The organism is Streptococcus sinensis (genome assembly GCF_000767835.1).
GTDB lineage: Bacteria > Bacillota > Bacilli > Lactobacillales > Streptococcaceae > Streptococcus > Streptococcus sinensis.
The window spans coordinates 64,173-85,321 of the sequence record NZ_JPEN01000062.1; the positions used below are offsets into that span (position 1 = coordinate 64,173).

Annotated in this window: 16 protein-coding genes; 5 read left to right on the plus strand and 11 right to left on the minus strand. The window is 40.0% G+C overall.

Annotation, left to right across the window (positions count from 1 at the left end):
• Positions 1-110 precede the first annotated feature (110 nt).
• The 3 genes from SSIN_RS04930 to SSIN_RS04940 are packed head-to-tail and all read right to left on the minus strand — an operon-like array spanning position 111 to position 4,557.
• Positions 111-3,203, minus strand: a complete 3,093-nt coding sequence (locus SSIN_RS04930; RefSeq protein ID WP_037616392.1) for a type I restriction endonuclease subunit R — start codon at positions 3,201-3,203, stop codon at positions 111-113.
• 26 nt (positions 3,204-3,229) lie between these two features.
• Positions 3,230-3,730, minus strand: coding sequence for a TIR domain-containing protein (locus tag SSIN_RS04935; RefSeq protein ID WP_037616394.1), 501 nt, complete (start codon positions 3,728-3,730; stop codon positions 3,230-3,232).
• The gene (locus SSIN_RS04940) at positions 3,730-4,557 is read right to left on the minus strand and encodes a macro domain-containing protein (protein ID WP_037616396.1); all 828 of its coding nucleotides are present in this window, start codon (positions 4,555-4,557) and stop codon (positions 3,730-3,732) included. The genes SSIN_RS04935 and SSIN_RS04940 overlap by 1 nt, the downstream gene beginning before the upstream one ends.
• 49 nt (positions 4,558-4,606) lie before the next feature.
• Here SSIN_RS04940 and SSIN_RS04945 point away from each other — a divergent pair, with 49 nt between their 5' ends.
• On the plus strand, positions 4,607-5,263 hold the full coding sequence (locus SSIN_RS04945) for a restriction endonuclease subunit S (RefSeq protein ID WP_167332867.1): 657 nt from the start codon (positions 4,607-4,609) through the stop codon (positions 5,261-5,263).
• Here SSIN_RS04945 and SSIN_RS04950 read toward each other — a convergent pair.
• The 4 genes from SSIN_RS04950 to SSIN_RS04965 form a co-directional block, all read right to left on the minus strand.
• A complete protein-coding gene (locus tag SSIN_RS04950; protein ID WP_037616399.1) occupies positions 5,248-5,769 on the minus strand; it encodes a restriction endonuclease subunit S in 522 nt (173 codons plus the stop codon). The two genes, SSIN_RS04945 and SSIN_RS04950, sit on opposite strands and share 16 nt — an antisense overlap.
• Positions 5,759-7,264: a type I restriction-modification system subunit M gene (locus SSIN_RS04955; RefSeq protein WP_037616401.1), complete on the minus strand. Its 1,506-nt coding sequence runs from the start codon at positions 7,262-7,264 to the stop codon at positions 5,759-5,761. Before SSIN_RS04955 ends, SSIN_RS04950 begins: the two co-directional genes overlap by 11 nt.
• 404 nt (positions 7,265-7,668) lie before the next feature.
• Entirely contained in the window at positions 7,669-8,166 is a 498-nt protein-coding gene (locus SSIN_RS04960; RefSeq protein WP_037616403.1) for a hypothetical protein, read from the minus strand.
• A gap of 284 nt (positions 8,167-8,450) precedes the next feature.
• On the minus strand, positions 8,451-8,903 hold the full coding sequence (locus SSIN_RS04965) for an Rrf2 family transcriptional regulator (protein WP_037616405.1): 453 nt from the start codon (positions 8,901-8,903) through the stop codon (positions 8,451-8,453).
• A gap of 344 nt (positions 8,904-9,247) precedes the next feature.
• Between SSIN_RS04965 and SSIN_RS04970 the strand changes: the two genes are divergently transcribed.
• Genes SSIN_RS04970 through SSIN_RS04980 form a run of 3 tightly spaced genes read left to right on the plus strand, consistent with a single transcriptional unit; the run spans position 9,248 to position 12,915 of the window.
• Positions 9,248-10,582 carry an SPFH domain-containing protein gene (locus tag SSIN_RS04970; RefSeq protein ID WP_037616407.1) on the plus strand — a complete coding sequence of 445 codons (1,335 nt, stop codon included), beginning with the start codon at positions 9,248-9,250 and terminating at the stop codon, positions 10,580-10,582.
• 49 nt (positions 10,583-10,631) lie between these two features.
• Positions 10,632-11,717 (plus strand): TFIIB-type zinc ribbon-containing protein, encoded by a 1,086-nt coding sequence (locus tag SSIN_RS04975; RefSeq protein ID WP_037616409.1) that lies wholly within the window; start codon positions 10,632-10,634, stop codon positions 11,715-11,717.
• Positions 11,718-11,733: 16 nt separating this feature from the next.
• Positions 11,734-12,915, plus strand: a complete 1,182-nt coding sequence (locus SSIN_RS04980; protein ID WP_037616411.1) for a TPM domain-containing protein — start codon at positions 11,734-11,736, stop codon at positions 12,913-12,915.
• A gap of 90 nt (positions 12,916-13,005) precedes the next feature.
• Here the strand turns inward: SSIN_RS04980 and SSIN_RS04985 are convergent, their stop codons facing one another.
• The 3 genes from SSIN_RS04985 to SSIN_RS04995 form a co-directional block, all read right to left on the minus strand.
• The gene (locus tag SSIN_RS04985) at positions 13,006-13,848 is read right to left on the minus strand and encodes a metallophosphoesterase family protein (RefSeq protein ID WP_037616413.1); all 843 of its coding nucleotides are present in this window, start codon (positions 13,846-13,848) and stop codon (positions 13,006-13,008) included.
• A 98-nt stretch (positions 13,849-13,946) separates the two neighbouring features.
• Positions 13,947-17,312 (minus strand): FtsX-like permease family protein, encoded by a 3,366-nt coding sequence (locus SSIN_RS04990; protein ID WP_037616416.1) that lies wholly within the window; start codon positions 17,310-17,312, stop codon positions 13,947-13,949.
• 12 nt (positions 17,313-17,324) lie between these two features.
• Positions 17,325-18,026, minus strand: a complete 702-nt coding sequence (locus SSIN_RS04995; RefSeq protein ID WP_037616418.1) for an ABC transporter ATP-binding protein — start codon at positions 18,024-18,026, stop codon at positions 17,325-17,327.
• Positions 18,027-18,174: 148 nt separating this feature from the next.
• On the opposite strand from SSIN_RS04995, the gene SSIN_RS05000 reads away from it, so the two are divergent.
• Positions 18,175-18,729, plus strand: a complete 555-nt coding sequence (locus SSIN_RS05000; protein WP_037616420.1) for a TetR/AcrR family transcriptional regulator — start codon at positions 18,175-18,177, stop codon at positions 18,727-18,729.
• Positions 18,730-18,857: 128 nt separating this feature from the next.
• Here SSIN_RS05000 and SSIN_RS05005 read toward each other — a convergent pair whose 3' ends face one another.
• Entirely contained in the window at positions 18,858-20,912 is a 2,055-nt protein-coding gene (locus SSIN_RS05005; RefSeq protein ID WP_037616421.1) for a C69 family dipeptidase, read from the minus strand.
• Between the last annotated feature and the right edge of the window lie 237 nt (positions 20,913-21,149).

Here is a 21,149-nt window from a genome sequence, read left to right on the forward strand (position 1 = left end):
CTTGTCGCAGATTACAGAGCTTCCTGTTTACATGTTCTGAAATAGCGAAAATATTGTAATCAACCATTTTAGAAGGATTCTCAAAAAATGACTGGTATTTTGAGTAAATATTATTTTTCAGCAACCATCAATTGATCAGAAAACGAATAGGACTCATAATTATTATCAGGATTATCTGTCCACATTTCACATTGTTTGATAACAGTCACAATGGCGTCTTCGACACCCTCTGGTGGATATTTGTATTTCCTAAGGAGCCGTTTAACAAGCATGCGCATACGAGCACGCGCAGAATGTTTTTTCTGCCAATCAATAGTTCTGCTTTTGCGCAATGTCTCCGTTAATTCATGAGTCATTGCAACAAGCTCATCATTTTCATAAAAGTCTTTGACTGCTTGTGGTTGCGTCAAAGCATCATAGAAAGCCAATTCTTCATCTGTAAGACCTAAAGAATCCCCCTCTTCGTGAGCCTTCGCCATTTCTTTGGCCATTTTCATTAATTCAGCAATAACTTCTTCATTCGAAAGCATGCCATTCAGATACGCTCTCATCGCTCGCGAAAGAATTTCTGAAAACTTTTCGGATTTGACTAAATTCGTTCTTTGATATAAGGTAATTTGCTCTTGTAATAATTTTTTTAAGAGTTCTACCGCTATGTTTTTCTCCTTCATTTTAGAGATTTCATCTAAAAATTTAGGATCAAATAACGAAAATCCTGTATCAATATCTGAGAATAAATTAATGACGCCTTCACTCTTGATAGAAGCTTTTAGTAACTCATTGATACGATCATTAATATCTTTCAAAGAAAGCTTTTTACCCTCCCCAGTTATTCGTGTCAGCAATGTTCTGACTGCTTCAAAATAAGCTGCTTCAAAACGTTGCTCAGGAGTAAGCAAAGAACGACAAAGTGATAACGCTTGGCGTAAGAGTAACGATTCTTTTATGAAGAGCTCTTTCTTCTTCTCCTTGTCTAGACTTGACAAGAAGTTTACCCCGCCACTAATTGTTTTAGCTCTAATTAAATCACTTGATTTAGAGAGCATGAATTCTGAATAGTCAAACCCATAAAACAAATCACGACAGACCTCTAGTTTTTCGACAAACTTTGGTAAAGCTGTCTTAGCTATATCAGTGTCCCCAAAATTACCTTTGTCTCGATTTGTATAATCGTTCATGGCTTGCTTTAAAGCACTTGCAATACCGATGTAATCAACTACAAGTCCACCCTCTTTATTTTTGTATACACGGTTAACACGAGCGATTGCCTGCATAAGATTATGACCTTGCATTGGCTTGTATACATACATGGTTGCAAGGCTAGGAACATCAAATCCAGTCAGCCACATATCAACGACGATAGCAATCTTAAATGGGCTTTCATTGTCTTTAAACTTTTTAGCCATCTCTTCTTTATGGCGCTTATTCCCTACTATATCATGCCATTCTTCCGGATCATTATTACTAGAAGTCATGACAACTCCAATTTTTTCTGTCCAATTCGGACGCTTTTCAAGCAAGGTACGATAAATTTTCATCGCAATCGGACGAGAATAAGCAACAATCATTGCTTTTCCAGTTAATTCCTGCGCACGATTTTCTTCATAATGAGTAATAATATCTTCACACAAGGCACTAATAGTTTGATCGGCCCCTAAAATACTATCAAGACGCCCCAATTCCTTCTTGCTTCTATCAATCGCATGTGATTCAGCGCTTTGTGCCATCAAGTCATACTCTTCATCAATCAAACGCAAGATATTTTCATCTAATTTTAAATGCATGACACGGCTTTCATAATAGACGGGCCGAGTGGCGCCATCTTCAACCGCCTGTGTCATATCGTAAACATCAATGTAATTACCAAAAACCTCTGTTGTAGACTTATCTTTAGTAGAAATAGGCGTTCCAGTGAAGCCAATATAAGTCGCATTAGGCAAGCTATCTCTAATCAATCTGGCTGCTCCGACGACTAGTTTCGCTTCGCTTTCTCCATCTTTTCCTTTGGTCATTTTAATCTTTTCTTCAAGTCCATACTGTCCACGATGAGCCTCATCAGCCATGACAACAATGTTTCTTCTATCAGAAAGCGCCTCTTCTGACTCTGAAAACTTCTGCATAGTTGTAAATATAATGCCATTGGCTTGGCGACCAGTCAATAGTTCTTTCAGATGTAAACGGCTCTCTGCCCGAATTGGTGTCTGTCTCAGAAAATCTTGGCATTTGGAAAACTGTCCATATAACTGTTCGTCCAAATCATTTCGATCAGTCAAAACGACAATAGTTGGCGAGTCTAAAACTTTCTGCAGCAGATGAGCATAGAAAACCATGGATAGAGATTTCCCACTCCCTTGCGTATGCCAAAAGACACCCCCACGCCCATCCGTTTTAGTCGCATTCAAGGTTGAAAGAGCAGCCTTATTCACTGCAAAATACTGATGATAAGCAGCTAAAATCTTAGCATCATCAGAAAAACAGATGAAATTTTTTAAAATATCTAAGAATCTTGTCTTGTCAAATATTCCCTCAATGAAGGTCGTAAAATTTGCATATTGCGTATCTTCAAAACTACCGTCCGTCGTCTTCCACTCCATGAAACGGTCCTCACCAGCAGTAATTGTGCCTGCCTTTGAAGTCGCCAAATCCGTCATCACGCAAAAAGCATTATAGTTGAATAACGTTGGAATTTCTTTCTGATATGTTTTAAGCTGACGGTAGGCATCAGAAGCATCTGTTTCTTGGCGAGAAGGACTTTTCAACTCAAAAACAACTACTGGCAAACCATTCAAAAACACTATAATATCAGGGCGCTTATTGCTTTTTTCCACGATAGCCCATTGATTGATAACTGTAAAGCTATTATTATGGACATTCTCAAAATCAGCCAAATAAACGAGGCTGGACCGTGTTTTTCCTTGATAAAAATAGGAAACTTCAATACCATTTTGCAGATAATCTGTGAAAACCTTATTTTTCTGAAGCAAGGACCCTGTCTCAAAACGCTGCAGCTTTTCAATAGCAGCCTGAATCGCACCAGTCGGCAACTTAGCATTAATCCTCTCCAAAGCAGGACGAAGTTCCTCCATGTATAAAGGCAGTTTATAGTCACGCTCTACATCTGGACCATAAACATATGAATAGCCCAAACTATCACGAAAAAGTTCAATAACCGCATTTTCATAGTTGTCTTCAGTAAATCCCATAATGTAGCTCCTATATCACTTTTAACTTACAGGCCCAATCGTTTATATACCGCATCTTTATAACAGTAAGAACTTATTTCTCCATTTTTAAGGTATTGCTCATGCGATTTTGGCCAATTCTCAAGAGCATATTGCATCATTTTGCTTCCAAAAGGAATGAATATTGCCAACTGTCCATTCAAACTTGACGGACACAATTCATCTTTCCTTTTGTTTTTATTTAGATTAACACAGATAATTGGCAACCCTTTCTTAATAGCAAGTTCAATTTCCCATTTTACGAATTTTGTTAAGTATTTAGTATGTTCGCCAATTAATAAAACAAATGCCTTACTGTTAGCCATTCTTTCACGAAGCTGTCTTTTAATTGACTCTTCCTGGCTTGTATCTCTAGCGCTGTTAATATCATGAGCATCATGAAAATTAAATAATGTGTTGTCATTTTGCTTCCATGCTTTCATTAACTGATAATAACGCATATCATTATCACCATCAAAAGCAACATAAGTTTTATTACGATAGGCCATTATTCATTCTCCCTTAATTCATATAAATTTACTTGGCTGAGTAAGTCATTGTGTATGATAATAGTTAATTTTGCAGGATATGCAAATTTGATTTTACTAATTTTAAAAGTCCAAATCATAATCCGTAACAATTCATTAATATCAATATCCTCAAAACCATTTTTAAACCTCGTTATTCCAGAACCAAATACTGGAACTGTAACCGATCTTTGAGCATATAATCTATTAATTTCGTTCCAAAATGTTAAAAGAAAATTGACATATTCTTGAATAGTTAGTTCCGCTTGGTTGTTTTTATTAAATCGGCTAAAAGCAGTCAAAATATATTCATCGTCTATCAAAATGGAACTTCCTAGCCTGTATTTAGTTGTTTTTCCTTGCTTTCGTTTTACTCCTTTTCCCACAATACTGCTCTTTAAATAATCATCATTCTCAATATCAGAATTTAGTTTTTCAATATTATCAATATGATTTATAATAAACTGCCCGTTTAAAGACTTCTTGGCAATTATTTTATCATCAACTACCGTATCAAAAAATTCATTAAAGGCAATTGCTTTTAACCCATTTTCTTTAAAAATATCACCTGACTTTACAATAACTGTAGTGAGACCTATTTTTATTGCGGTTTGAGTCATTTTATTAGCAATATGCCAATAAATCAGATAAGCGATGACTAATACTGCAAGATAGATAATACCAGCTAATAGTTTAAAATTTCTTGGTATATCTATAAAAATCAATCCAACTGTTAAGATAGCTGTTAATTTCGAGCAGAACTTATAAAACTGTTTTCGGATATTCTTATCCAATAATCCTACTTTCAATATTTCTCCTTTCATTTAATATTATTTTGATAAATCATCATTTAGTGACTTGATTAACGGGAATTTCGCCAGANAAGGAGTATTTTCTGAAATAGTCTCCTCCACATTAAGTGGCGATTGGGGCAAAGAAAATCCCATAGGAAACTACCAAAAGATGGTTTACTGTATGCGTGGTGCTGACCTACCAGAAATCACTTTTGGTAATAAAGGAAAAATGCCTGTACGTTACATATTACCTAAAAATTTCATTAATAAACAACTGACAGCCAACAATATTGTTATTGAAATTTCGGGTGGCAGTCCAACTCAATCAACTGGTCGATGTGCTTTGATTACCCAATCACTCCTTGATAGATATGAGTGTGACATGGTATGTACAAATTTTTGTCGAGCTATAAAACCTAAAGAGGGATACTCTGAATTTATATATTATTATTGGCGATACTTATATGAACACAATGTCATGTTTTTATATGAAAATGGAACAACAGGAATTAAAAACCTTGATATTTCAAGCTTATTAGAAAATGAAAAAATCATTATTCCAACCCTAAATTCAGTCCATAAATTTTCAAATATTGTCCAAAAGCTCAGAAATACAATTGCTACAAATGGATTAGAAATTGAAAAATTGACCAATCTTCGTGACACCCTGCTCCCCAAACTCCTATCGGGAGAAATTTTAGTAAATCAAGCCACTAAATGATGATTTATCTTTTTATTGTTCTCTATTTTGTCATCAATTACTCCTATTAAGTCAACAATCTTCTTTTGAACTTCTCTTGGCGGTAAATTAACTTCAATAGCTGATAACTCAGTAAAAGTGATTTGAGGAAAAGTCCCACTTCTTGTTTCTGCTAATATCTGAAGTTGTTCCAACATAGTCTGAGATCTTAATAACTGATATAAAAACTGACTATCCACATTATTGTTCGCTCTAATAACCATCAATTTTGTTGATGCAACATAATCTTTCGCATCAAAATCTACAAAAGCAAATCGTTTGTTTTTCGGACGAATTTCAGAAAAAAGAATGTCTCCTCTTTGAAATGTTTTTTTAAACTGTCCTTTTAACTTAATATTTTTAACATAACTATGATTAAGCACTTTTCCATCAAATATATCTGATGTATTAATGAGAACCACTTTATCCTTGGATTTGTCAAAAGTGGCAGAAATACTCTCACATAAATCACCTATTCTATATCTCAAACCCAATCTCCCCCAATCTCTTGCGAATTTCATCTTCCAGTTCATGCGATTTAGTAAAGAGCTCTGATAGCTCACTAGTCAAGCGGTTCATTTTTTCTTCAAATGGTTCTCCGTCATCTTCCTGTTCCTCAATGCCCACATAGCGTCCAGGTGTTAAAATATAGTCTTGTTTAGCAATTTCCGAGGTTTCTGCAACTGCACAGAAGCCTTTAACATCTTCAAGTTCTCCTTTTTGAAAAGCTTCAAAGGTATCTGCTATTTTTTTAATGTCTTTATCACTAAAATCACGGTGCTTTCGATCAACCATTTCACCCATATTACGGGCATCGATAAAGACAGTCTTTCCCTTTTGTTTTTTGTTTTTACTGATAAACCAGAGGCAAGCTGGAATGGTTACGCTATAAAAAAGATTAGATGGTAAGGCGACAATCCCTTCTATCAAGTCATCTTCAATAATTTTTTTACGAATGTCACCTTCACCGCTCTGAGTCGATGAGAGTGAGCCATTTGCCAAAACCAAGCCAACCTTGCCATTACTAGGATCCATGTGATGAATCATGTGCTGAATCCAAGCATAGTTTGCATTGCTATTAGGTGGGGTTCCGTATTTCCAGCGAATATCATCTTGTAGTTTATCTGCTCCCCAGTTGGAAATATTAAAAGGGGGATTAGCCATGATATAGTTAGCTTTTAGTGTTGGATGTAAATCATTGAAAAAGCTGTTCGCTTGGTGCTCACCAAAATCCGCATCAATACCTCGAATAACCATGTTCATCTTGGCCATCTTCCAAGTATCAGCATTGGATTCTTGACCAAAAACAGATAAATTATTAATATTTCCACTATGATTCTCTATAAACTTAGCTGACTGAACAAACATACCACCTGAACCACAAGCAGGATCATAAACACGGCCTCTATAAGGCTTTAATATTTCTACAATCGTTTTTACGATACTGGTCGGAGTATAAAATTCACCGCCTCGTTTTCCTTCATATGCCGCAAACTGTTCAATACAATATTCATAAGCACGCCCAAGTAAATCTTTTTCATTCTCACCTTCATACATTTGAATATTAGTAAAAATGTCTACAACTTCCCCTAAAACTCGCTTATCTAAGTCTGGACTGGCATAGATCTGAGGAAGGACATTCTCTAGACTAGGATTATCCTCTTCAATTTCACGCATGGCCTCATCCAAGACTGTGCCAATTTCCGAAGAATGGGCATGACTCGCAATAAATTGCCATCTAGCTATTTCAGGGACGAAGAAAATATTCTCCTCTGAATATGCATCAGGATCATTCTCAAATCCGTCACCCTCTGCAAGTAATTGTTGGTATTTTTCTTCAAAAGCATCTGATACATATTTTAAAAAGATTAGACCAACAATTACTTTTCTATACTCTGATGCTGAAATGTGTCCTCGAAGTGAATCTGCAGCATTCCATAGTTCCTTTTCAAATCCAATATTTGCGTTTGATTTTTTCGCCATTTTATACTCTTTCCATATTTTAATCATATCTATTTTATCATATTTAAAGTAAGTTAAAAAGCACTGGATTTGGTACTTTTATCTGCTTGCTCCGTCTATAAAATTCTCTAAAATTACACCTCGTCCTATCAGTCTGGGATTTATATTTTATCTTCAATGCTTGATATTTTCTAATTAGCTTTTCCCTGTTTTTAAGTTGGACATCTTTTTCGTACTTCTCTAAGTCCTCCTGTTTAGTTTCTATTTCTGACTTTATTTCTGTTGATGTATTTTATTATTCATAAGGGTATTCTCTTTTTCTAATTTTGCACAATAAAAAAACAGTAAATCATTTGGACTTACTGTTTGATGAATGACTATGTAGTAGAATTGTATTTAATTGTTTCGGTTAGACAATCTGCAAGTTATTTTCCACTAAGTTCTTTAGCTAATCTACTCTTTGACAATTTCCCGTTTTTAATACGTCTCAATAAAACGAAAGGATTCGCACTGTAAGATAATCGTACTTTGTAATAGTTTATCCACTCAATTACTGCAAAGGTCAAGATGAAACTTGCGAACATCATTATAGGAACATTTACAAAACAGAGTATAATCATAGGGACGCCGAAGCATAATAAAATCAAATCAATCATTTTAAAGATGCTGTATATCTTTCTTGTATTTGTTCTGGCAAATTGCGGCTTGGATAATCTCTTTAACAAAATCAGCCAATATAAGGAACCCTGAATAAGAATTAAACTCAATACAGTTAGTGGATATAAAATAGAAATCAACATCATTGTATTTAAGAGCCAGTCTTTTAAAGCAAAAAAACATAGCCAAAATGATACAACAGCCATGAGCTCCCCAGTCCATAATTTTGTAAGTTCATGCTTTGTCTTATTTTGGGGTAATCTCATGCTTTTTCCTCTGTACATTCAAATTTTCTCTATTCTTATTCATCATAAAAAAAGAATATTTGCGTTTATTATTTCGCCATTCTATACTTTTTTCATATTTTGGTCATATCCATTTTACCATATTTAAAGTACGGTAAAAAACCCGAATTTGGTACTTTTTATCTGCTTTCCTCGTCTTCAGAGCATCTATCCACTCGCTCTGTTTTTCATAGCAACCTTCTCAAAATAAATGTATGTCTGCTACTATAAACAAAGCCATTGGAAATTGCAAAACAACAAGCTGATTATTGGGAAACAGCTTGTTGTTGAATTTCTTTTTCCGCAGCCGCAACGACTTGGGCCAGATTGGTTTGAGCTAATTCTGCTTCCATGGCTGTCTGGATAGCAGCCAAGCGGTCGTCTAAAACAGTGTGAATGTTCTTGCCGATCGGACAGTCTGGATTAGGATTGTCATGGAAACTAAAGAGCTGGCCGCTCTTGCCCAGGCATTCTACTGCCTGATAGACATCCAAGAGCGTGATGTCTTTCAAATCCTTAGCAAGCTCTGCTCCTCCTGTTCCGCGGGCAACGGTAATCAAGCCAGCCTTCTTAAGTTGGGACAAGGTCTTGCGGATAATAACTGGATTAACTCCGACACTGCCTGCCAACAAATCGCTCGTTATTTTTTCATTTTTACATTCTAGAGCGATAACCACTAGGATGTGGGTCGCCATAGTAAAACGGCTAGAAATTTGCATTTCATTCTCCTCTCTGCTCTTATTCTCCTTTATTATATATCAAAAACGTTGTAACTTCAAGTGTTACTTATATATTCTTGTCTCTGCTTCTGGTTTCTGTTTACCTGTTTTCTTCTATAAATTATTGTAATCTTCCAAAAATATGATATAATAGTTTATATAGGAAAGCGTTTTCAAAACTTCGAGTCAAGCAAATTATAAAATTAGAAAATATAAAAGTGTGTTCATCAGCACACGATTTTTTGCTATACTCAAAATTCACTGTCAAAAGAGATGAGGTGATTTATCAGGAATCTTTAAATTAATGCCAATCAGCGTGTTTTGTAAAAAGAAAGGAGATTCTTATGGGCCTTATTAAAGCAGGAATTGGCGCCGTAGGAGGCGTCTTAGCCGATCAATGGAAGGAATTTTTTTACTGTGATGCCATGGACAAGTCCGTTATGGTGGTCAAAGGGCAAAAACAAATATCTGGACGTTCCTCCAATACTAAGGGCAACGACAACATTATTTCGAACGGCTCTGGAATTGCTGTGGCAGACGGTCAATGTATGATGATTGTCGAACAAGGAAAAATTGTTGAAGTCTGTGCTGAGCCTGGTCAATTTACTTACGACACCTCTAGTGAGCCTAGCATTTTTACAGGTAATTTAGGTGAATCCATCAAGGAAACCTTCAAACAAATCGGTAAACGGTTTACTTATGGTGGTGATACAGGCAAAGACCAGCGTGTTTACTATTTCAATACCAAAGAACTTATCGATAATAAGTTTGGCACCCCAAACCCAATTCCATTTCGGGTAGTGGACTCCAAAATCGGTCTGGATATAGATGTTTCTGTCCGCTGCTCTGGCGTTTATTCTTACAAGATTGCTGACCCGCTTCTTTTCTACACCAATGTCTGCGGAAACGTAGAAAGAGAATATCTGCGGGAAGAACTCGAATCACAACTGAAAACTGAATTTATCAGCGCTCTGCAACCAGCTTTTGCTAAATTATCTGATTTAGAATTGCGGCCAAATCAAATCGTGAGCCACAATACAGAGCTGGAAAATGCCATGAACGAAGCCTTATCTAGCAAATGGGGCGAGCTCCGTGGGCTGAAAGTCATTAGCGTAGCTCTGGGTTCTATCACTCTTCCAGAAGAAGATGCTGAAATGATTAAGCAAGCGCAACGTACGGCCATTATGAAAGATCCGACCATGGCAGCTGCTACTTTGGTAGGTGCACAGGCAGATGCTATGAAAGCAGCCGCTGATAATCCTGGCGGAGCTATGACCGGTTTCATGGGTCTAGGCATGGCAACAGGCGCGGGCGGCGGTATGAATGCTCAAAATCTTTTTGCCATGGGACAGCAAGAACAAGCTGCCAAACAACAGGCACAAGCAGCGTCTGCAGCTTCTCAAAGTCCAACAGATAAATGGACTTGCCCAAATGGACATGAAGCTTCCGGGAAATTCTGTCCCGAATGTGGTTCGCCAAAACCTCTTCAAGACAGTTGGACCTGTTCTTGTGGCACTGTCAACAAGGGCAAATTCTGCTCAAATTGCGGCCAACCGAAACCTGAAGCCAAGCGCCAATACCGTTGCAGCAGCTGTGGCTGGCAGCCAGAAGATCCATTCAACCCACCAAAATTCTGCCCTGAATGTGGTAATGTTTTCGATGAACATGACCTTATTTAAAACTTTTTTCTCTATCTCATAGACAGGTGACAGTAGAAAGGAGGTCATCATGGCAGAATTACAAGAATATAAATGTCCGAATTGCGGCGGTGCTCTTGAATTTAACAGTTCTATCCAAAAAATGAAGTGTCCTTATTGTGATACCGAGTTGAATATGGATAGTTTGCAGGCATTAGATGAAGCATTAAAAAATCAAGCCGATGAAGATCTAACGTGGACTTCTCAAGCTGGTGGTGAATGGGAAAGTGGCGAGACAGATAACATGTCCGTCTATGTCTGTAAGTCTTGTGGCGGTGAAATTGTCGCTGATGAATCAACGGCAGCCACATCCTGCCCATTCTGTGACAATCCTGTCGTTATGATGGGACGCTTTTCTGGTGATTTAAAGCCAGACTATGTCATTCCCTTTAAATTGGACAAAAAAGCAGCCAAGGAAAAACTAAGTAAACACCTTGTGGGGAAAATCCTCCTCCCCAAGGTCTTTAAAGACCAAAATCACATCGATGAAGTCAAAGGACTTTATGTCCCATTTTGGCTTTTTGATACAGAAGCGGATGCAGATATTCAGTATCAGGCAACTAGAGTGAGAAGCTGGAGTGATAAGGACTACAACTACACCGAAACGAACTACTTTTCTGTTCTTCGTTCTGGTCAGTTAGGTTTTGAGCGAATCCCAGTTGATGGTTCAAGCAAATTAGATAATCAATTGATGGAATCCATTGAACCCTTTGATTTTTCAGAAGCTGTTAATTTTCAGACTGCATACTTAGCAGGTTATCTGGCAGACAAGTATGATGTTGGTGCTGAGGAAAGTCTTTCTCATGCCAATCGCCGTGTCAAGCAAAGTACAGAAACTGTCTTTGCAAACACGGTCACCAATTTCGATACCGTTGTTGCAGAATCATCAAATATCCGACTAAAAAATGGCTCGACCAAGTATGTACTTTATCCAGTTTGGATCTTAAATACAACTTGGAATGGTAAAAAATTTGTCTTTGCCATGAATGGTCAGACTGGTAAATTCGTCGGCGACCTGCCATTAGACAAACAAGCTTATAGACGTTGGCTGATTGGTATTGGCGTGGCGGCAAGTTTAGTTAGTTATGCGGTAGCATGGCTAATCAACTTACTGTGAGAAGGAGGATCAGACTATGTTGAAGAAATTCATAACTTTACTGACAACCCTTCTGCTTTCCTTGCTCATGATTGGAACCGTCTGTGCAGAAGAAGAAACCAGCTATATTCGCGATGAAGTTTCCGCCTTTTCCAGTGAGGAAATTGCCGAGATTAATAAAGCCGCCAAAGAGATTGATGAGCGCTATCACTTCAAAGTCTACTTTCTGGCAGCCAAGTCAGCAGGTGAAGATGGCATTCAAGCCTATGCTGAAAAGATTTATCAAGAAGCTGCAGGGACAGCCGAAGGCGTTCTCCTTGCTGTCGATGAGGAAAAGGACGAGTGGATCGTCTATTATGCTGGAAATGCTGAAGAAAAGCTAGGCGAAAAGAGTGACGACATACTTTGGGAAGCTTTTGAGAGCGGTGAAAACAATTATAGCTGTGTCCGGTATTATCTCAATAAGGTGGTCAAGCTTCTCGATTCATCAGCCAATAAGTTACTGGTAGATGATGCCGACTTGCTGAAGCCAGAGCAAGAAAAAGTCTTGCTAGAAAAGCTCGAAGACATTAGTCAGCGCCAAAAATGTGATGTCGTTGTCGTAACCGTCAAGAGTCTGGAAGGAAAGAGCGTCCAAGACTTTGCAGATGATTACTTCGATTACAACGGCTACGGCCAAGGGAAAAACCACGATGGTCTTCTTCTCTTAGTCAGTATGACAGAACGAAAATGGCACATTTCAACAACAGGCTACGGCATCACTGCTTTTACCGATGCTGGCTTAGATTATCTATCAAAGCAGTTCTTGCCTGATTTAAAAGATGGTGACTACAATGCTGCTTTTACAACCTACGCTGAGCAGTGCGATGACTTTCTGACGCAAGCCAGAAAAGGACAGCCTTATGATGTGCATAATCTCCCCAAGGAACCTTTAGATTGGTACTGGATTCCTGGGGCTCTGGCTATCGGTTTTGGTATCGCCTATCTCATCGTAACAGGAATGAAAGGTCAGCTCAAATCCGTCCATTATCAAACCGGAGCCGCTGATTACATCAAGAAAAACAGCCTTCAGATTACCAATTCTCAAGAATTCTTCCTCTTCTCAAAGGTAAGCAAGCAACCAAAACCAGAACCTAGCAGCAACTCTAGTTCTGGTGGTAGCACCACACATACGTCTTCATCAGGCAGAAGTCACGGAGGAAGTGGCGGAGGATTTTAGAATCATGTCAATAGATAAAGCGGTCGAAGCAAGAATCTTCGACCGCTTATTTAATTGACAAAAAAACATTGTTCTGCAGTCGCTGCAAGTTTATAAAGGGTCTCTCAAGAACTCCTTAACCGAGGCAAAATAGTCTTCCCGCTCACTGATTTCTCGCAAGAGATCGTGATTGTGGGTATGGTGAATGCCATTGACTATGCTTTCCTCATAAATTTCGTAATAGGGCAACTGGAGCTCACGCGCTATTTCCAACTCCTGCTCAACATCGTAGGCGACTCTACACAAGTCCACATCCTTCAGACCGGTCTCATCAATTTCGATGATAGCATACTGGGCTCGCAGATCCTGCCGCAAAGTCGCGTCCAAAAAGAAGGGCTGTCCGATGGAGCCTGGATTGATAACCAGCTGGCCCTTAGTCCCATAGCGAAGAAATTGCTGGTGGATGTGGCCGTAGATGGCAATGGCCGCTTCATTTCCCTCAAAGAGTCGGTCAAAATCGGCCTGTTCACCGATATGAATCAGCTCCCGACCCCAGTTTTTATCCGGCAAGTGGTGGCTGACTGCAATTTTCAAACCTTCTACTTCTGTCAAAACTTGCAGAGGTAAATCTTGCATACGGTCAATTTCTTCTGGACAAATTTCCTCCAAGATAAAATGGCAGAGCCTGGTCAAGTAAAGATGGCTAGGGCGGGACAAGTCCAGCTTGCCGTGCAGGGCACGCCAAAGGCTATCTTCCCAATTCCCCCGAACCTGTAGGCTGATGGGCAACTGATTCAGTCTGTCCAGAATATTACGCCGACCAGTCCCTGGCATGAGCAGATCCCCCAAAAACCAATAATCTGTCACCTGCTTGCTTTCCGCATCCGCCAGTACTGCTTCCAAGGCTGTTCTATTCCCATGCACATCTGATAATAAGGCAATTTTTCTTTTCATCGTATCTTTCTCTTTCTATACAAGAAATATTATAACAAAGATCAAAAAAACTTCCACTCAAAAAACATTGAGGGAAGTTTTATATATACAAACGAGTATTAATCCACCGACTTGAGAGCTTCTAGCATATCTACCCGTCTGAGATTGTAATTGACCATATAACCTAAAAGGATTAGGATGCCCATGATGGAAATGACTGGAATCAGGTAAACCGTAAAGGACACTTCTGGATTGAAAAGAACATTTTCCGGTGCAATCATCTGCAACAGGAAGCTGTGGAGCGCCTTCCCAGCAAAGATTCCGACCACAATGCCAATCAGTGAGAGGACTATCGTTTCACGATAGATGTACAGAGTTACTTCCTTGTTATGGAAGCCCAGTACCTTGATGGTAGACAACTCTCGAATCCGCTCAGAGACATTGATCGTAGTCAAATTATAAAGGATGACCACTGCTAAGAGAATGGAGACTAAAGTTAGAATCTGCATGACCAAGCCCAAAGATTTGACAGCTGCATTAATCGACTCTATCACTTCAATATCCTGTACGACGGTTTGAACACCAGTCTCTTTCATAAAATCAGCAGCTCTGGCCTGAATATTCTTGCTTGAAGGATTTTTGAGCTTGACTAGATAGGCATTAATCGCAAAATCTCGGGCAAAAACCTTTTCATAATAGGTTTGATTCAGGAAAAGAAAGTGGCCTGCATACATTTCTGAGATACCTGAAACCTTTAGTTTGTAGGCCTTCCCTTCATCAGATGTCAGTTCAATGCTGTCTCCGACCGATACATTTAAAACAGTCGCCAGTTTTCTTGAAAGAACAATGCCATTATCTGAAAGGGGCAATTTTTGCCCACTTTGACTATCGTAGAGCTCCATAAAACCTTTAAAGTCATTGTTTTTTGACACAAACATAGCAATGGACTGCTCATCTTTGAGACCCTTGATGGTTTTGGTAAAAGTCTCACGGTAAATGCCTTGGGAGCCAGATACTTTGTCTGATTTCAAGGCTTGAATCAGAGACTGTTCTTCTGCTTGACTGTTACGATTCTTTTCCACAACAATCATATCATACTGAAAAATTTCCCCGAATTGCCGCTCTGCAATTCCTCCCAGAGAGGAAGAGATGCCTAGTCCTGCAAAGAGCAAAGCGACGGAACCAGCCACCCCAAAGATGGTCATAAACATACGCAACTTGTAGCGAAAAATGTTGCGGGCAGTCACTTTTTGAGCGAAGCTGAGACGACGCCAGATAAAGCCGATTTTTTCCAACAGAATGGTTGAACCCTTGCTTGGAGGCTTGGGTAAAAGCAGCTGAGCTGGCTTTTCTTTCAACTCCTTGTGGGCAATGTAAAGTGCTGGTACAACACTGCAAATAAGAGAGAGGACTAGGGCAGCCAAACTAATTTGCCAGTAGAAATCTAGTCTAATCGCTGGGTAGGTCGAGGTTTTGAAGAGTGACTTCCCAAGGATATAGGGCAGAAAGTAGGTTCCTGCAAGAATACCCAAAATCGTTCCCAAGACACCTGCAATTAAACCATAGACAACAAACTTTTTGATGACATCTCTGTTTTCGTAGCCCAAGGCCCGAAGAATTCCTGCGTTCATGCGTTCCTCACTCACAAAACGTGTCATCGTCGTCATGGTTACCAAAGCTGCCACTAAGTAAAGTACAATTGGAAAGACATTCCCGACCGAGGACATACCGCTGGCACGAGTTGCTGTTATCTGATACTCTGTGTCTCCCGGAAAGTTGCGTCGGGTATAGACATGGTAACTTGGAAGCGATAGACCAGCAGCTTCTTCTTTAGCTTTTTGAATCTCTGCCTGTCCCGTTTTAATCTTGCTCTCTGCCTCTCCCTTTTGCTGAGCAAACTCAGCTTTTTTCTCATCTAGGCTTGCTTGAGCTTGGTCAATCTGCTGCTGGCCTGCTGCTAACTGTTCTTTGGCTTGGGCCAGCTGATTGACGCCAGACCGATATTCAGCTTTTTTACTTTCAAGACTGACTAATCCTGTCTGATATTGATTTAAGCCAGCATTATAGGCCGCTTGTTTACTTTCAAACTGGGCGGCAGCCTCCTGGTACTGGCTTAAGCCAGATTGATAGGAAGCTTCCTGAGCTTGGTAGGTTGTAAGTGCCGTCTGATATTGGACATTGCCAGCTTCTAGTGCCTGCTGGGCAGCAGCCAATTCTGTTTCCTTAGCGGCAATTTCTTGCTGGGCAGCAGCAATTTCCGGAAAATCAGCAGGATTACCACCTTGAGTCTCAATAACCGCAAGCTGCGCCTGCAGCTGAGATTTGGCAGCTTCCAATTCGACCTGACCTCGGCTGAGACTAGCTTGGGCTGTATCCAAGTCCGCCTTTTTACCCTCTAAGATTTGCTGAGCTGCCATCAGGGGTGCAAGCGCCGCATCTAATTGTGCCTTGTTTTGATTCAACTGACTTTGACCTGTAGCAATTTGCGGAGCTACTGCATCCAGCTGAGCTTTTGAAGCGGCAAGTACCTGTTCAGCCTCAGCAAGCTGGGTAGCAGCCTGACTTAGTTTTCCTTCATTTTCAGCAATTTGCGACTGAGCCTGGTTTAAATCAGTTTGTTTCTGATTGATTTGATTTTGCCCATCCGCCAGCTGATTTTCATCATCTATTAGACTTTGCTGAGCTTTTTGCAAATCGGCCTCACCGTCCTGAATCTTCTTCTTAGCTGCTGACTGGATTTCTTCCAAACGATTTTCTGCATTATCTGCGACCAGTTTTTCCAAGTCTTTTTGATGTTTTTCCAGTTTGGTTCGATAGTTAGGCCCAAAAGAATTCAACCCCTTTAAATCCGTATAAGTCAAACGGGCAAGAGTATAGACTTGACTATCAAAAGCTTGAGGCAGCACAAGGGCGTAGCCAGACAAGGTCCCATTTCCGACATTGGTATTGCCAAAATTAACAGTGGAACCCAGCTCTCCTGAGTTAACAAATCCAGTAATAGTAAAGCTGTGCTGAGTCAGAAGTTGATTTCCGCCATTCTTTTCGTTTACAGTAATCTTATCTCCGATTTTGTAACGGTCCTGAAAAGAGCTGAGCAGTGCAATTTCTCGGTCATTTCTTGGATATTTACCAGAAACCAGCTTAAATTTAGAAATATTATCTGGCTTAGAAAAGACCCGAAGGGCTTGATAGGATTCACCAATCACAGCATCTGTAAAATAACCGTACTCCACCTGAACGCCATCTATCTCATCTAGCTCTTTCTGGTCTTCCTTACTAATCCCATAGTCAGAAATAAGAGCTAAATCCATGGTGTTAAGACTGGCGAGATAGCGACTGGCAGACCGCTCAATATCAGGACCAGATGTCTTGAGCCCAACCAAAGCAAAAGCGCCCAGCATCATCAGACTCATAATAGAAATAAAGCGTCCTCTTGACTGACGAAAGGAGAGCCAGATATCTTTATTAAGAATTGATTTTCTCATATACTCACCCCGCTAATACTCCAGACTGGCAATATCCTGAGTCCTAGCATTTAAAGTAACGGACTGGATTCGGGCATCATGCATACGGATAACCCGATCAGCAATAGGAGCCAAAGCAGCATTGTGGGTTACGATGATGACGGTCGCCCCTTGCTTGCGGGACATGTCCTGAAGAATCTGAAGAACCTGTTTACCAGTTTTGTAATCCAAGGCCCCGGTCGGCTCATCGCAGAGCAAAAGCTTGGGATTTTTGGCTACTGCCCGAGCGATAGAGACCCTCTGCTGCTCTCCACCTGAGAGCTGGGCGGGGAAATTATTGATTCGTTTCTCCAAACCAACTGCCGTCAAAGCCACTATCGGATCCTGGGCATCCTTGACAATTTCAGAAGCTAGCTCCACATTTTCCTTGGCTGTCAGATTGGGAACCAGATTGTAAAACTGAAAGACAAAACCCACATCATTGCGGCGGTAGTCAGTCAACTGATGAGAGGTGTAATCAGCAATATTCTGGCCGTCTATCAAAATCTGTCCCTCATCATTGGTATCCATGCCACCCAAGATATTGAGGACGGTTGACTTGCCAGCACCAGACGCTCCTAAAATAATAACCAGCTCTCCTTTTTCAATTTCAAAAGAAATATCATTGTTCGCAATAATTTCTGTATCGCCTGTTTGATAGCGTTTAAAACTATTTTTTAACTCAATGTAAGCCATCTCCTCATCCCTTTCATTCTTTATAACTAGCAGATTTTATTAAATGAACAACATGTTGATTATTTATCAAAGATATTATATAATGGAAACAAGTGAATTGCAATAGTCAGAAATCAACAAAGTGTTGATTTAATAAAAAGGAGCAAAGATGGCCCAAAAACGCCAAACATCCACCAAAGAAGACATCAAGGAAGCTCTAATCCAGCTGCTTTCAGAAGAAAAATTCGAAAATATTTCTGTCAGTAAACTCTGCAAGCGAGCCGGTATTAATCGCGGAACTTTTTATCTGCATTACATTGATAAGTATGATATGATGGAGCGCCTCAAAGAGGAAATTATCTCCCAGCTACGCAGCCTTTTTGAAGAACATGCAACATCTCCCCGAGAGCTGATGATGGCAAATTTCCAAAATCTCAAGGAAAATGAGCGCCTGATCAATGCCGTGGCAAAAAGCAAATATATCAACTTTCGGGAAACCATTCGAGAATTCATGACTAGCATTATCCTCAGTGAGCAACAAACTGCCAGTACCGAGGCCTTTCTCCGAGAAAATTTCCGAGCTCCAGAGAAATATGCCCTGGAGATTTTCCTATCCAGCATCGAGGGAATTGTCTCTCTCTGGATTACAAGCGGTGCTCAGGAAAGTCCGCAAGAAATCACTGACATCATCCTCAATACCTATGACTACAGTCAGTGGTACTGAGATAGGCATTCAGTTTATTTTTTATTATAGGCTTAGCTTCACTCAGAATATGTGTGAACTAAAAAATCTAGTAAGTTCATCATTTGTAAAAATCCCTTCAATCATTCGATTGAGGGGATTTCTGGCTTCTATTTCTTTTTAGATTTTTTCAAAACGTAGATAATAACACCCAAAAGAATAACACCAATAATTCCTAAGAATGTGACTTGCTCACCAGTGGATGGTAAGAATTTGCTCGTCTTTTTAACATCAGGGCTTGGTTTTTTATATTGAATTTGATAGCTTGAAAAATGGCTTGTCGTGAAATGGACTGTTCCATTTTCATTTACAGTAAACTCAAATTTTTCAGCTGGCTTGCCGTCTTTAAGGGCATAGACTCCTTCTACAGTCGCTCCCTTGCGGATTGGCATGGTCACCAGAGTAGGGCTGACCTGATGGACTGGCTGAACTTGCGGGTCTGTCAGCTTGATGTCATAAGTATCTGCATTTTGGTCGTCTGTGTTTACTTTAGTCACAGATAGTTTCAGGCCTGCCTTGACCAAGTCAGCATTTTTCAGACTGATACCTGTCGCATCGTCTACCAAACTATCAATAACCTGCTGATCAGTAGAAGGTTGGGAGCTGGAACTGCTGGTGCTGGAGGTAGATGAGCTGCTGGAAGAAGTGCTCGTCTCTGTAGAAGAGCTAGATGATGAGCTGCTGGAATCAGACGGTTTTGTCTCAGCTTCTTTAATCTTAGCTTCCATTTCTGCTTCCAGAGCTTTCATTTCTTTGAATACAGCTTCTGCTCTGGCTATGCTTTCAGCAGTCACTTGAGCAGATGAATCTTCTAATCCCGCATTGGCAAGGTCCAAACCGGCCTGTTCTTCAATCATTTTGGCTTCTAAAGCCTTCCACTTATCCTGTATAGAAGTGCCAAAGAGCTCCTGATGTTTAGCCGCCATATCATAGATATGAGATGCTACCCAGTACCAAGAGTCTGGACTGTAGCTAGTTGTGTTGACCTTATAAGCACCATAAGTATCTGTGATATTACCATTGTAAGGAAGATAAGGGGAGAAGCGCGGACTGCCTACTGCCAGCCACATAGTACCGCCACCCATGCTGGCAGGCATATTGTCTTTGAGTTGGAAAACATGGGCTTCCATAACGTTCGGATTGCCTAGTGGATATTTGTAAACGGGATCTACTGAACCGCGCTGAGGGATGCCCTTACCGTCCAGTTCCATCTGATCTAAAGGCTTGAACTGAGTGCCTTCAAAACGGTTGCGCTGCATTTTCATGACATCAGCCACTGAGATTTTCTTATTCGTGCTGTGCATGAGATCAAAGTAGGCATCGTTATAAGAAATCGGTGCATCCGGATCTAGACTGGTAATCCCTGCCCAAGCGCGAGAACGGTCTGCTTCTGCCATAGGCGGGTTGTAGGATTGAGAAATGTGGAATTTCCCGTCGATTTCCTTATAAGAATCGGCCTTCTTGGCTACTTCTTCTACACCTTCAGAGGCAATGACATTTTCTGTATCAGCAAAGTCGACACTGCCTAAGAAGAAGGTATTAGGAAAGACTGCGTATTTGTCATCTGGAAACTTGATAGCCACGTACTGGTGCCCAGACAAGATTTCCATATACCAGACGCCAGTCTTATCAGCAATGGTGATGATATTGCCCTCAGCAGCACCTTGCTCAGTTACAATTTTCCCCATCAGCTCTACCCCTTCGCGAGCCGTCTTGACATGAGGCAGGACTACAGTGGTTAAGATAGACTCGGCCAATCCCTTCTCCACATAAGGATCCACCTTTTGAATAGCCTTATTGGCCTTAGCTGAGACAGTCGCTGAGATGGAGACACCATACTCATTAAAACCAACCTCATCGTAGATTCCATCTGCAGGGGTCACATCTGAAACAGAAGTATATTTATAGCTTTCAGCAGGCAGGGTCCATTCAAACCCATTGACCTGATCGACTAATTTTTCGCCTGCTGCATTAGTCTTTCGCTCATGAACCAGAAAGACCTTATTATGGTTTGGCTCCAAATCTTCTGTCCGGCCATAAAGAGTTGAGCCGTCTGTTGTTAAGTTCTTGCCGACGATAAAGCCTGTACAGGCCTCTACTATCTGAAAAGGAAGCAGGAAAATCGTCAAGAGAGCAAGAAGTGAACGAAAAAGTACTTTTTTCATACATTTCTCCTTTATTTTGTATATTTTTTGTAGAATTGTAATACCACACTTAGTATACTATTTATAATATTATAATGCAAGCGGTTTCAAGAAATCTATTTTCAATTTTTTTGATAACTAGCCAATTGACTTTTTCTTAAAAAGATAAATATATAAAAAAGCCAGAAAGCAACATTGAACCGCACCCCAAAAGTTAGACAGAAAAAATCTAACATTTGGGGTGTTATTTTTATGAAA